10 protein-coding genes are annotated in these 12,932 nt (G+C 74.3%); 6 read left to right on the top strand and 4 right to left on the bottom strand.

The window, feature by feature from the left end:
• On the bottom strand, positions 1–2,502 hold the full coding sequence (locus ACFYE1_RS01750; RefSeq protein ID WP_387739286.1) for a DNA gyrase/topoisomerase IV subunit A: 2,502 nt from the start codon (positions 2,500–2,502) through the stop codon (positions 1–3).
• Positions 2,503–2,629: 127 nt separating this feature from the next.
• Here ACFYE1_RS01750 and ACFYE1_RS01745 point away from each other — a divergent pair, with 127 nt between their 5' ends.
• From ACFYE1_RS01745 to ACFYE1_RS01730, 4 genes are read left to right on the top strand one after another with little or no spacing between them, the layout of a single operon-like run.
• Complete coding sequence (locus ACFYE1_RS01745) at positions 2,630–5,326, top strand: bifunctional acetate--CoA ligase family protein/GNAT family N-acetyltransferase (protein WP_387739284.1); 2,697 nt, start codon at positions 2,630–2,632, stop codon at positions 5,324–5,326.
• A gap of 15 nt (positions 5,327–5,341) precedes the next feature.
• Entirely contained in the window at positions 5,342–6,820 is a 1,479-nt protein-coding gene (locus ACFYE1_RS01740; RefSeq protein WP_387739281.1) for a serine/threonine-protein kinase, read from the top strand.
• A gap of 46 nt (positions 6,821–6,866) precedes the next feature.
• Complete coding sequence (locus ACFYE1_RS01735; protein ID WP_387739278.1) at positions 6,867–7,577, top strand: DUF5998 family protein; 711 nt, start codon at positions 6,867–6,869, stop codon at positions 7,575–7,577.
• Positions 7,574–8,749 (top strand): alkaline phosphatase family protein, encoded by a 1,176-nt coding sequence (locus ACFYE1_RS01730; RefSeq protein WP_387739276.1) that lies wholly within the window; start codon positions 7,574–7,576, stop codon positions 8,747–8,749. The genes ACFYE1_RS01735 and ACFYE1_RS01730 overlap by 4 nt, the downstream gene beginning before the upstream one ends.
• A gap of 81 nt (positions 8,750–8,830) precedes the next feature.
• Here ACFYE1_RS01730 and ACFYE1_RS01725 read toward each other — a convergent pair whose 3' ends face one another.
• Positions 8,831–9,598, bottom strand: coding sequence for a hypothetical protein (locus ACFYE1_RS01725; RefSeq protein ID WP_387739273.1), 768 nt, complete (start codon positions 9,596–9,598; stop codon positions 8,831–8,833).
• A gap of 156 nt (positions 9,599–9,754) precedes the next feature.
• Entirely contained in the window at positions 9,755–11,167 is a 1,413-nt protein-coding gene (gene sepH, locus ACFYE1_RS01720; protein WP_387739272.1) for a septation protein SepH, read from the bottom strand.
• A 298-nt stretch (positions 11,168–11,465) separates the two neighbouring features.
• On the opposite strand from sepH, the gene ACFYE1_RS01715 reads away from it, so the two are divergent.
• Entirely contained in the window at positions 11,466–11,765 is a 300-nt protein-coding gene (locus ACFYE1_RS01715) for a DUF4193 domain-containing protein (protein ID WP_387739270.1), read from the top strand.
• A 93-nt stretch (positions 11,766–11,858) separates the two neighbouring features.
• On the opposite strand, the gene ACFYE1_RS01710 is transcribed toward ACFYE1_RS01715, so the two are convergent.
• Positions 11,859–12,380, bottom strand: a complete 522-nt coding sequence (locus tag ACFYE1_RS01710) for a DUF3093 domain-containing protein (RefSeq protein WP_387739267.1) — start codon at positions 12,378–12,380, stop codon at positions 11,859–11,861.
• Between the two features lie 111 nt (positions 12,381–12,491).
• On the opposite strand from ACFYE1_RS01710, the gene dut reads away from it, so the two are divergent.
• Positions 12,492–12,920 (top strand): dUTP diphosphatase, encoded by a 429-nt coding sequence (gene dut / locus ACFYE1_RS01705; protein ID WP_387739495.1) that lies wholly within the window; start codon positions 12,492–12,494, stop codon positions 12,918–12,920.
• The last annotated feature ends 12 nt before the right edge of the window (positions 12,921–12,932 follow it).

Raw genomic sequence — 12,932 nt, 5'->3', positions numbered from 1 at the left:
TCAGCCGTAGGCCGGGCCCACCGCGTCGATCACCTGGTCCGTGGGCACGCCCGATCCGTCCCGGCGGCCGTGCTCGGTGGGCAGGGCCCGGGCCACGCCCGAGGCCGAGACCGCCTTGGCCGGTCCGTGCCCCACCCAGGCCAGGGCCAGTCCCGTCTCCCCCTTCAGGAACCGGTGCGCGCGCACCCCGCCGGTGGCACGGCCCTTCGGGGGGTACTCCGAGAACGGGGTGACCTTCACCGAGTACTGCGACATGCCGGGCAGCACCTCGTCGGCGCGGGCGAGGGTCACGACCACGGGCGTCTCGTCCGCGGCGCGCACGGCCCCGAAGAACACCACGGCGTCCCCCGGGACCAGCTTGACCCCGGCGACGCCGCCGGCGGTGCGGCCCTGGGCGCGCACGGCACCGGCGTCGAAGTGCAGCAGCTTGCCGTCCCGGGTCACGAACACCAGCTCGTCCTCCGTGGCGGCCGACTCGGCCAGGCCGACCACCTCGTCACCGTCCTTGAGCGTGATGACCTCCCAGTCGTCGCGGTTGAGGGGATGCTCGGGGCTGATCCGCTTGACCACGCCGTTGCGGGTGCCCAGGGCCAGCACGGCGTTGAGCGGCGCGAGCCCCACGAGACGCTCCCCGCGGCCGAGGGTGAGGAAGTCCTTGACCGGGACGCCGTCGCCCAGCTTCGGGGTGCCCTCGAAGGCGGTCAGCACGGGCACGTCCATCACCTGGACGCGCAGCATGCGCCCGGTCGACGTGACCGCCCCGATCTCCCCGCGGGCGGTGGCCCGCACCGAGGAGACCAGGGCGTCGTGCTTGATCCGCCGCGGCGGGTCCACCAGCGGCACCTGGGAGGGGGTGCGGGCGAGCTGGCCCGACGTGGACAGGAAGACCCAGCACGGGTCGTCGGCGATCTCGAGCGCGAGCCCGCCCGCCGACGTCCTCCCCGGGGCGGGGGCCGCCGCCGCGGCCGCGGGCGCCGGCAGGGCCTCCGACTCGAGGAGCTCGGTGCGCCGGTCGTCGCCGTGGACCTCCGCGGTCTCCGCGAGCTCCGCGGAGACCAGGGCCCGCAGCCGGGAGTCGGACGCGAGCGTCTCCTCGAGCTCGGTGATCTCCCGGCGCAGCTCCTCCTGCTCCTTCTCGAGCTCGATCCGCGAGTACTTGGTCAGCTGCCGCAGGCGCAGCTCGAGGATGTGGTCGGCCTGCACGCGGCTGAGGTCGTACACGGCCATGAGCCGTTCCCGGGCCACGGCGGTCTCGTCGGAGGAGCGGATGATCTGGATGATCTCGTCGATGTCGACGATGGCCACGAGCAGGCCCTCGACCAGGTGCAGGCGGTCGCGCCGCTTGCCCAGCCGGAAGCCGGTGCGCCGCCGGACCACCGACAGCCGGTGCTCCACGTAGACCCGCAGCAGCTCGAGGAGGCCCATGGTGCGGGGCCGTCCGTCCACGAGCGCCACGTTGTTGATCCCGAAGGAGTCCTCCATGGGCGTGTACTTGTAGAGCTGCTGGAGGACGGCCTGCGGATTGAAGCCGTTCTTGATCTCGATGACGAGCCGCAGGCCGTTCTTGCGGTCGGTGAGGTCCACGACGTCGGAGACGCCCTGGATCTTCTTGGCCTGCGCCGCCTCCTTGATCTTCTCGGTGACCTTCTCGGGCCCCACCATGTAGGGCAGCTGGGTGACGACGATGCCCTGCTTGCGGGGGGAGACCTGCTCGATCGACACCTTCGCGCGGGTCTTGAAGGAGCCCCGCCCCGTCCGGTAGGCGTCCCGGATCCCGTCGAGGCCCACGATCCGCCCGCCCGAGGGCAGGTCCGGGCCCGGGACGAAACGCATGAGCTCCTCGAGCGTCGCCTCGGGATGCTCCACGAGGTGGCGGGCTCCCGCGACGACCTCCCGCAGGTTGTGCGGGGCCATGTTCGTGGCCATGCCCACCGCGATGCCGGACGAGCCGTTGACCAGCAGATTGGGGAACGCCGCGGGCAGCACGCCCGGCTGGGTGAACTGGTTGTCGTAGTTGGGCACGAAGTCGACGACGTCCTCGTCGAGGTCGGCCGTCAGCGCCAGGGCGGCCGGGGCCATCCGGGCCTCGGTGTAGCGGGAGGCGGCGGGGCCGTCGTCGAGGGAGCCGAAGTTGCCGTGCCCGTCCACGAGGGGCAGACGCATCGCGAAGGACTGGGCGAGGCGGACCATCGCGTCGTAGATGGCGGAGTCGCCGTGCGGGTGCAGCTTGCCCATCACCTCCCCCACGACGCGCGCGCTCTTGACGTGGCCGCGGTCGGGGCGCAGACCCATCTGGTTCATCATGAACAGGATGCGGCGCTGCACGGGCTTGAGCCCGTCCCGGGCATCTGGCAGGGCGCGGGAGTAGATGACGGAGTACGAGTACTCGAGGAAGCTCGTCTCCATCTCGGAGGTCACGTCGATGTCGACGATGTTCTCCCGGAAGTCGGCGGGCAGCTCGTCCTCGGCGGACGGGCGGGAGGGCGCACGGCGGCGTGCCATCACAGCGGGGGGTCCTTCGGTCGTGGGTCGGTCCGGGGCGGACCCGGCGGCTCGGCGTTCGAGATCGGCCGGGGACGCACCGGGACGCACCGTTGACGGTGCAGGTTTGTCTACTAGCCTGAAGTCTATGGTTCCAGAGACCGCGGACACGGACGACGCCGGAGAGTACCCCGAGTACTGGGAGGCCGACGTGATCCTCCGCGACGGCGCGACTGCCCAGCTGCGCCCGATCTCCCCGGAGGACAAGGACGCGCTCCTGGCCTTCCACCAGTCGCAGTCCGAGAACTCCATCTACCTGCGGTTCTTCTCCTACAAGCCCACCCTGTCCGCCCGGGAGCTGGAGCGGTTCACCCGCGTGGACCACCGGGACCGCGTCTGCTTCGTCCTGCTGCTGGGGGACCGGATCATCGGCGTGGGCCGCTACGACCGCACGGACCGGCCCGACGACGCCGAGGTCGCCTTCATGATCTCGGACGCCCACCAGGGACGGGGCATCGGCTCGATCCTGCTCGAGCACCTCGCCGCGGCCGCGCGCGAGAACGGGATCGACCACTTCTCCGCGGAGGTCCTGCCCGAGAACCGGAAGATGCTCCGCGTGTTCGCGGAGGCAGGCTACGAGCTCACCCGCAAGTTCGACGACGGCGTGGTGGTGGTGGGCTTCGACATCGACCCGACCGAGAAGTCGCTGGCCGTGATGGCCGCGCGGGAGCACCGGGCCGAGGCCCTCTCCATGGCCGACCTACTCTCCCCGTCCTCGATCGCCGTGATCGGCGCCTCACGGGACCCCGGCCACGCCGGGCACGCGTTGGTCGAGCACCTCGTCGCCTCCGGGTTCGCCGGCCGGCTCAGCGGCGTGAGCCCCACACCGTTCGAGCGGGAGGGCATGACCCACGCCACCTCGATCGGGGAGGTCCCGGAGCGCGTCGACCTCGCCGTGGTCGCCGTCCCCGTCGACCAGGTGGCCGACGTCGTGGACCAGTGCGGCGCGGCCGGCGTGCGCGCCGTCGTGGTGGTCACGGGCGGATACGCCGAGGCCGGCGCGGCCGGGCAGGCCATGCAGACCGAGCTCGTGCGCCGCGCGCGTTCCCACGGGATGCGCGTGGTCGGCCCGGCGAGCCTCGGTCTCTACAGCACGGCCCCCGAGTCCTGCTTCAACGCCTCGATCCTGCCCGCCGTGCCGCGGGAGGGCCCGCTGGGGCTGTTCAGCCAGTCCGGCGCCATCGGCATGATGCTCAACGCCGCCGCGCTGCGCCACGACGTGGGCGTGTCCACGTACCTCTCCGCCGGCAACCGGGCGGACGTCTCCGGCAACGACATGATGCAGTACTGGGAGGACGACGCCGCGACCCGCGCGTGCGGGCTCTACCTGCAGTCGGTGGGCAACCCGCGCAAGTTCTCCCGCATCGCGCGCCGGCTGTCGCTGACCAAGCCCGTGATCGTGGCGAAGAGCGAGGTCACCGGGCTGCGGCTGCCTCCCGGCCACACCGGGCGCACCACCCAGGCGCCGCCGGGGGCCTTGGACGCGATGTTCCGGCAGGCCGGGGTGATCCGCGCGGACACGAGCGAGCACCTGATGGACGTGGCCGGGATCCTCGCCGGCCAGCCCCTGCCCGCTGGCGCCCGCACGGCCCTCGTGTCCAACGCGCTGGCCCTGGGCCAGCTCATGGAGGACCGGTGCATGCAGCTGGGCCTGGACGTCGCGGCGATCCAGGCGGGGGTCAGGACCGCGGACGGCGGCCAGGACGCCCTCGAAGCGCTGCGGGCGGCCGTCGACAGCTGCCTCGGCGCCGAGGCCGTCGACTCCGCCGTGGTCACGCTGATGCCGATCCCGGGCACTCAGCCGGCGGCCGTGGCCGAGTTCGTGGGCCGCGTGGGCCGGGAGCACGGCAAGACCGTGGTGGTCGTGTTCACGGGCAGCACCGAGCCCGGGGCCGCCTCTGCCCTCCACCACGCCGACGACGGCCTGGACGTGCCCTGCTTCGACTCGCCGGGGGCGGCCCTGCGCGCGCTCGCCAAGGTGGTGGACTACACCCGGTGGCGCGCCCAGGACCAGGGCCGGCCGGCCGAGCCGAAGGGCATCGACGCGGAGGCGGCCGAGACCTTCGTGGAGACGATCCTGCCCCGGGTCTCCGGCGACGAGCTGCTCGAGCTGGACGGGCACCAGACGCGGGCCCTGCTGGAGACCTACGGCATCGGCCTGCTGCCCAGCGAACGGTTCACGGACCCCGAGGACGCCCCTGCCGCCGCCGCGCGGCTCGGCTACCCCGTGGCCCTGAAGACCACCGACCCCAACCTCCGGCACCGCCTCGACCTGGGCGGGGTGCAGCTCAACATCCAGGACGACGGACAGCTGCGCGCGGCCATCGAGAACATGCACCGGGCGCTCGCCCCCTTCGGCACCTTCGACCTCGAGGTGCAGACCATGGCCCCGACCGGTCAGTCCGTGCTGGTCCGGGCCATCGAGGACCCCCTCATCGGACCCGTGGTCTCGTTCGGGATGGCCGGGGACGCGGTGAACCTCCTCGAGGACTGGGCGCACCGGGTCCCGCCGCTCACCGACCAGGACGTGCGGCGGATGGTGCGCGAGCCCAAGGCCTCCCGCAAGCTCTTCGGCCACCAGGGAATCCCGGCCTCGGACGTCGGCCGGCTCGAGGACCTCGTCTCCCGGGTGGCGCTGCTCAAGGACCGGCACCCCGAGATCGCCCGCGTGGAGCTGAACCCCGTGCTCGTCGCCAGCGGCTCCCTGACCGTGCTCGGAGCCTCGGTCGGCATCGGCAACGCCCGGCAGCGGACGGACAGCGCGCGCCGGGCCATGCGCAGCTAGGCGGGCCCGGATTTCGTGGCGGACACCATAGCCGGTCGATACACCCTGATCGACCCCATCGCGCGCGGCGGCAGCGGGTCCGTGTGGCGGGCCTGGGACGGCCGACTCCAGCAGCTGTGCGCGGCCAAGGTGCTGCGCCAGCGCGACTCCGCGGACCTGCTGCGCTTCGCGCGCGAGCAGTCGGTGAAGCTGGACCACCCGCACGTGCTCGCCCCGTACGGGTGGGCCGCGGAGGACGCGCACGTGGTCATCGCGATGCCCCTCGTCCACGGCGGCACCCTGGAGTCCGCGCTGCTCGACAACGGTGCCGCCTCGGTGGAGCTGACCGAGGAGGTCCTGGCCCAGCTGCTCCAGGCGCTGCAGTTCGTGCACGCCCAGGGCTGGGTGCACCGGGACGTGAAGCCGGGCAACCTCATGCTGGACAGCACCGGGACGGGCCGGCCCCACACCCTCCTCTCCGACTTCGGCATCGCCGTGCGCGTCCAGGACGCCCGGCTGACCCGGACGGGGACGGTGGTGGGCACCCCCGGCTACCTTCCCCCCGAGGCGTACGAGCTCACCGACCCGAACTCCGCGCAGGATCTCTACGCGGCAGGCATCACGGCGCTGCGGATGCTCGACCCCTCGCTGGAGCCGCAGGAGAGCCTGGGCCCCAACGACGCGCGCGCGGTGGTGGGGGAGCAGGGCGACCTCGCGGAGCACCTCGCGGCGCTGCTCACCCCGGACCCCGCCCAGCGCCGCGACGCGGCCGTGGCCGTGCTCCACGAGCTCACCGCGGGTGCGGCGCGGCGGCGCTTCGACCCGGCTCGCACGCGGGACGGGGAGCCGTTCGAGGTCTTCGACGTCCTCGATCCGCTGCCGGAGCCGTGGGCGAGCCGGGTGCGGACCGGATGGGACGGCACGGACGGGGCCACCGGCTCCGGTCCGGGCGGCGGTGCCGTGGCAGCGGTCGGCGCGGAGACCGGCGGTCCTTTCCCGGACGGACCCGACACGCTGGACACCGGAGCAGGACGCTCCGGTGTCAGGGCGGCCGGGACCGGCACCGGGGGGACCGGCACCGGGGAGACCGACCACGAGGTGCCGGACCGCACGGCGTCCGGGCACGGGAACCCCGGGAGGGGGGCGGCCGGGTCCTCCGGCGCCGCAGGGCCCGGGACGGAGCCCGGCCGGGACCCGGCGCGCCGCCGGCTCGCCGCGGGAAAGTCCACGGAGGCACACTCGCGGCCGGCCCGGGCGGGGCGGCGTCGCCGCGGCACCGTGGTGAGGGGGGTGTTCGTGGTACTGGTGGGGATGACAGCGCTGCTCAGCGGCTATCTGCTGCTCGACCCCCTCGGCTCCGCGAACCGGGTGCCCGACCCCGGGGCCTCGCCCACCGTCTCGCGCAGCGCGGACGGCACTCCGAGCCCGGCGCCGGAGGAGAGCCCCGTGGTGCTGGAACGGGTCTGTGAGGACGTGGGCGGCGGGGAGAGGCGCTGCTACTTCCGCGTGCCCTGAAGGCCCGTGTTGGGCGCGGACGCGGCTGTGGGGGAAAATGACCCCCATGACGTATTCAGGTGAGCGCGGCCAGCGGCTGGTCGAGGACATCAACAAGGCCGGCTTCTACCCGCAGCTGGTGATCGACGTGGTTCAGGACTCGCTGGACGGCCGGTCCCCGGTCTCCCACCTCGTGCAGCTGGAGACCCACATCGACCGCACGGAGGTGCACCGCCACACCACCGTGCTGGTGCTCGCCGAGGACGTGCTGCACGTGACGCACGTGGACGACGAGGAGTTCGACGAGAGCGGCCGCGACGTGGTGGCACGGGTCTCGACGGAGACGGTCGGGATCTCCCAGATCCGCTCGGTGACGCTGAGCTACTCGTACTACCAGCCGGCCAACTACCGTCCGGACAGCCCGATCTCCGAGGTGACGCTCGCCATCGCGTGGACGGGCACCCTGCACGTGGACCTGGCACCGGCGCTGTGCGAGGACCCCCAGTGCCAGGCCGACCACGGCTACACCGGCACGGCCGCCCGGGAGGACATCGTGCTGCGGATCAGCGCGGAGGCCGACGGCCCGACGGCCGTGGAGGGCGCCCGGGAGTTCGCGCGCACGCTGCGCCGGGCCAACCTGTCCCCGCTGACCGACGGCGCGCAGATAGCGCAGCCGGCCCACGGGCGCACGCCGGCCCCGCGCCGGGCGACCCTCGCCACCCCGCGCACCCGGTTCACCGACCGGTTCACCGGCCGGGACAGCGGCGCCGCCCGGTGAGGGCGGTCCAGGAGGTCCTGCCCGCGCCGCCCGCCGACCTGCCGGGGCCGCCACGCTACGGCAGCCGTTCGGTCGCCGAGGTCATGTCCTCGGCCGCGGCGTCCCTGGGCGTGCCCGGCTTCCGGAACCCGCTGGGGCTGCCCTCCGCCCGGCGGGTCGTCGTCGTCATGGTGGACGGACTGGGACGGGCCCAGCTGCGGGCCCGCGCCGGGCACGCCCCCGGTCTGGCCGGCGCGCGAAGCCTCGCCACCCTGGACGCGGCGTTCCCCACGACGACGGCGGCCTCGCTGGCGTCCCTCGGCACGGGCGCCGCCCCCGGGGTGCACGGACTCGTGGGCTACGACGTGCTGGACCCGGACCGGGACCGGGTCGTGAACCAGCTCGGCGGCTGGGACGCCGCCGTGGACCCCCGGACGTGGCAGCCGCTGCCCACGGTGCTCGAGTGCGCCGCCGAGCACCTCGACGTGGTCACGGTCAGCCGGCACAAGTTCGCCGGCTCCGGGCTCACCGAGGCCGCCCTGCGCGGGGGCCGGTTCGTGGCCGCGGAGGGACCGGCGGCGCGGGTCAGCACCGCGCTCGACCAGCTCGCCGCGGGCCGCGACGCCCTCATGTACTTCTACTGGGACGAGCTCGACCGCACCGGTCACGCCCGGGGCTGGGAGTCCTGGGAGTGGACGGCCCAGTTCGAGGAGCTCGACGCGTCCCTGCGCCGGCTGGTCGCACGAGTGCCGTCCGGCACCACGGTGCTGGTGACCGGTGACCACGGCATGGTGGACGTCCCCCGGGACGCGCGCGTCGACTTGTCCGAGCTGCCGGGGCTGCTGGACGGGGTCCGGCACACGGCCGGAGAGCCCCGGACGGTGCAGCTGCACCTGGAGCCGGACGTGACGGCGCAGGACGTCCGGGCGCTCGTGGCCGCCTGGCGGGAGCAGTTCGGTCCCCGGGTGTGGATCCTCTCCCGGGAGGCCGCCCTCGACGCCGGCTACTTCGGCCCGCCGGCGCTCGTGCGAGACGCCGTGCGCGGGCGCATCGGCGACCTGCTCGTGCTGGCGAGGGAGCCTTTGGCGCTGTTCGACCTGGGCCGGCTCCGCCCGAGCGTCCTGTCCATGGTCGGCCAGCACGGCTCGCTCACCCGCGCCGAGCGGGAGGTCCCGCTGCTGCGCCTGGCCTGAGCACCCGCCCCTGAGCAGCTGCAGTGACGGGAGCCGCGACGGAACGCCTGCGCTGAGGGAACCGCGGCCGAGGGGCCGGGCTCAGGGAGCCGGCGGGGAGTCCTCGTCGGCTGTTTGGTCGGCGTCCTCCTCGGTCCCCGACTCTGCGGCGGCCGGAGCGGCACGATCGCCGTCCTCGCCCGGGCCCTCTCCGCCAGGGCTCTCCCCGTTCGCGTCCTCTTCGTCCGTGCCCCCTTCGCCCGTGCCCTGCCCCTCGCCCTGCTCGGGCTCCGCCGGGGCCGGCGAGGACGGTGACGACGGGGGAAGCACGGGCTGCGGCGGGAACGGGGCGGGGACGGGGGCTGGGGCCGGGACGGGGGCCGGCACGACGGGTTCGGGCACGACGGGTTGGGGCACGACCGGTTCGGGGACCACGGGCGCCGGGGGGACGTACGGTGCCGGCGGCGCCACCGGCTCCGGGGCCGGTGGGGGCGGGGCGGGCTCCTCCGCCGAGGGGCTCGGCGCAGGGGAGGGAGTGCGCGACCGGGACGGTGTGGGCGAGGCGGTTGGCGTGGCGGTGGGCGACCTGGTCACCGCGGGGGCAGGGATGAACTCGGCCTCCCGGCCGGCACCGAAGAGGTCGCGTCCCACTCCGCCCAGGTAGAGCGCCCCGACGCCGGCCAGCACCACGAGCACGACCGCGCTGAGGACCAGCCCGGCGACGAAGCGTCCCGGCCCGGAGCCCCGGACGAGCTCGGCCGGCGCCTCCGGGGCGCCGGAGGCACCGCGGCCGCCGGGATCGCCGGGGGCCGGGCCGGCGGCGTCGCGCTCGTCGTCCCCGAAGAGGTCGTCCTGGATGGAATTGCCCATGTCGTGCCGCCCCTGACGTGGTGTCGTCCGTCCGGGCCGTGCGCGGGATGGGGGAGCGCGCGAGCCCGGGGGAACGGCGCGGAGCCGTCCCTGCTGCGTGCACTCTAACGCGTGCCGGGCTGACGGCGTCGGACGGCACGCACCGGTAGCGGGGGCTCAGTCGGAGGAGCTGCCGAAGACGATCTCGTCCCAACTGGGCACCGAGGACCGCGCGGAGCGCCGCGCCTTGGCCGTCTTGTTGCGCGGGCGGGGCCGTTCGGGCGTGGTCTCCTCCGCGGGGGCGGAGTCCGCGGGATCCTCGCCGGAGACGCCGGCCGGGACCCCGAGGTCCCCGGCGGAGTCGTCGGTGCGGTCCTCGCCCGGGGAGTTCCCGCCCGCCGAGTCCTCGGCTCCGGGAGCGGCATCACCGGAGCCGTCCGCGTCCGGTCGTGCCTCGGAACGATCGGCGGCGGCACCGTCGGTCCGCTCTCGCGCGAGCCCCCGGGAGGGGTGCGGGACCTCGTTGCGCGCGGAGGGCTCCTCGACGGGCTCACCGCTGAGCGCTCCGGCTGGCTCCTCGACGGGCTCACCGCTGAGCGCTCCCGAGGGATCCTCGGTGGGCTGGTCGGCGGCCTCCCCGTCCGTGCGGGGCGCGGGTCCGTCGACCGGTCCCGGCTCCGGGGCGGCGCCGGGCTCGGGGAACTGCGTGGCCGGCTGGAAGGGGCGATCGAAGACGGAGCTGTCCTCGGGGGCGGCGAGCGGACGAGGTCGCCGTTCGACGTGCCCCATGCCGCGGCCCAGGAGCTCGGCCAGGGCGTCGTCCCCGTCGGCGTCCTCGCCGATGCGCTGCCCGCGGCGGGCCTGCAGGACGTCGAGCAGGTCGTCGGCCTCCACGGCGGACCGGCGCAGCTGCGTGAGCTCGGGGTCGAGGCCCCCGTCCAGGACGCCGAGGCCCGTGCCGAGCGGCGTGTCGGGGGCGCCGGCCTCCGTGAGGGCCTCCGCCCACGAGTTCGCCGGCCGGACGCTCTGGTTCGCCGGGTTGTAGAGCCACTCGGCGAGCGGCTCGTCGTGGGCCGGGGCGGCGGAGCGGTCGACCACGGAGAACCGGGCGACGACCGCCCACAGGTGGTCCTCCCGCTGCCACGAGTCCCACTCCAGGGAGGAGGGGTCCACCCCGAGGTCGGCGGCCCGGTGGGCGACGGCGCGGCCCAGGGTGAGGGGCTCGCCCTCGAAGACGGAGTGGTAGCCGCGGTGCGCTGAGCGGTCCTGGATCTCGACCTTCTGCGCCTCGGTGGCGATGTGGGCGCGCTCGGCGAGGATCGGCCACTCGTAGCGGCGGACCCGGGCGGACTCCCAGCCGCTCTCGGCCACGATCTCCTCGACCGTGGCCCCGGAGCGGAACCGGGCCTGGATCTCGCGGGGTCCGAACTGGCCCGTTCCCCGCTGACGGGCGCCCGACAGCCGCCGGGCGCGCTGGACGGCCAGGCGCAGCTCCTGATCGATCCGCAACAGGTGGCGGGTGCCTGCCTCGTCCTCGACGACCAGGTGCTCACCGTCGTCGTGCACACCTGCCAGGCGCAACTGCTCCATGCTGTCATTCCTCCGGGGTGGTTCTCGGGTGCGCTCGGGGTCGTCGAGCGGGCGCTGCGGGGCGGGTCCGTCGGTCGCGGCCGAGGTGCCGGCCCGGACCCGCCCCCAATCCTACTGGCCGTCGCACGACCCGGCCGGAGGCCGTCCGCGGACGGCCTCCGCCGCGTGTTCACGGGCCCGGGCACGGTTGGATTTTTGCCCTCGGATGGTGAACAATCTACGCGACACAGAGCCCGGAGGGCGGCGGAGAGCCGAGCCGGAGCCCGCCCTCGGACCCATATTGGAGCGAATACCGGACATGGCCACTGATTACGACGCGCCGCGCAAGCAGGACGACGAGCTCAAGGAGGACTCGATCGAGGAGCTGCAGACGCGCCGCACCGATTCGCAGTCCGGCAGCGTCGACGAGGACGAGGCGGCCGCGGCCGAGAGCTTCGAGCTGCCGGGCGCGGACCTCTCCAACGAGGAGCTGTCCGTCGTCGTGCTGCCGGCCCAGGAGGACGAGTTCACCTGCGGCTCGTGCTTCCTGGTGCGCCACCGCTCCCAGATCGCCGAGGAGAGGGCCGGGGCCAAGTACTGCGTCGAGTGCGTGGGCTGAGCCCCGCAGGGTCGAGCTCGTCCGGGAGCCGGAAGAACCCCGTCGCGACGGTCGTCGCGACGGGGTTCTTCCGCACGCGGGCACCGGCTGCGCTCACGGGCGCGCGGACAGCACCTCGACGATCCGCTCCGGGTGTCGGGTGGAGGTGAGCCAGTAGGGCGTGGGGTCGACGGGGTCGGTGATCCGGATCCGCACCACGGGGCCCACGGACGCCCGGAAGTTCATGAAGGCCCGTCCGTCCAGCTCGGGACCGCGGACCCGGCGGACGTCGTCGCCGCGGAAGGCCTCGGCCTCGCCCACGAACCGCCGCTCGATGCGGGCCCGGCCGACCCGCAGGAACTCGTCGGTGACGACGATGGTGGTGCTGGAGACCACGAGCGCCACGGCGGCGCCGCCGCCGACCACGACCGCCGCCGCTGCGGCCACCCACGGATCGATGGGGGCCAGCGCCACCAGGGCGACGAGGCCCGCGAAGAGCACGAGCAACCACATCCACCACGCGGCGGTGAGCTTCTCCTCGTAGAGGATCCCGGCGCCGGGCCGCGCGGAGGAGGAGCGGCGGGGCCCGCGGGGACCGTCGGCAGGGGACGCACTGGAGGACGCAGGATGGGACATGGCCCTAGCGTCTCACGACTGCGCCCGGGGTCCGGCGCGTTAGAGTGGGGCACTGTGAACGACCAGTCGACAGGCCACCGGCCGCCACCGGGCAACGGGCGCCCGCTCAGCATCGCGCTGCAGGCCCTCGACCCGGACCTTCCCCTGCCCGTGTACGCGAAGCCCGGAGACGCTGGCGCGGACCTGCGCTCGCGCGAGGACCTGGTCCTCGGCCCCGGGGAGCGGGCCCTGGTGGCCACGGGGGTGGCGATCGCGCTGCCCGAAGGGTTCGCCGGGTTCGTGCACCCCCGGTCGGGACTGGCCGCCCGGCACGGCATCACGGTGGTCAACGCCCCGGGCACGGTGGACTCCGGCTACCGGGGCGAGATCAAGGTCACCCTGCTCAACACGGACGGAGCCGAGTCCTTCACGGTCCGCCGCGGCGACCGCATCGCCCAGCTCGTCGTCCAGCGCGTCGAGCGGGCCGTCTTCGAAGTCGTCGACGTGCTGCCCGGCTCGACGCGCGGCGGCACGGGCTTCGGCTCCAGCGGCACCGCCTGAATCCACGAGCCG

This window comes from Kocuria nitroreducens (assembly GCF_042879195.1).
GTDB lineage: Bacteria > Actinomycetota > Actinomycetes > Actinomycetales > Micrococcaceae > Kocuria > Kocuria nitroreducens.
This window is presented reverse-complemented; position numbering and strand designations above follow the sequence as displayed.

What these genes read in the sequence shown, in the direction of transcription:
- ACFYE1_RS01735 (WP_387739278.1), top strand. Translation starts at nt 6,867, where the DNA reads ATGACGTATTCAGGTGAGCGCGGCCAGCGGCTGGTCGAGGACATCAAC.
- ACFYE1_RS01725 (WP_387739273.1), bottom strand. Translation starts at nt 9,598, where the DNA reads ATGGGCAATTCCATCCAGGACGACCTCTTCGGGGACGACGAGCGCGAC.
- ACFYE1_RS01710 (WP_387739267.1), bottom strand. Translation starts at nt 12,380, where the DNA reads ATGTCCCATCCTGCGTCCTCCAGTGCGTCCCCTGCCGACGGTCCCCGC.
- sepH (WP_387739272.1), bottom strand. Translation starts at nt 11,167, where the DNA reads ATGGAGCAGTTGCGCCTGGCAGGTGTGCACGACGACGGTGAGCACCTG.
- ACFYE1_RS01715 (WP_387739270.1), top strand. Translation starts at nt 11,466, where the DNA reads ATGGCCACTGATTACGACGCGCCGCGCAAGCAGGACGACGAGCTCAAG.
- ACFYE1_RS01745 (WP_387739284.1), top strand. Translation starts at nt 2,630, where the DNA reads ATGGTTCCAGAGACCGCGGACACGGACGACGCCGGAGAGTACCCCGAG.
- ACFYE1_RS01750 (WP_387739286.1), bottom strand. Translation starts at nt 2,502, where the DNA reads ATGGCACGCCGCCGTGCGCCCTCCCGCCCGTCCGCCGAGGACGAGCTG.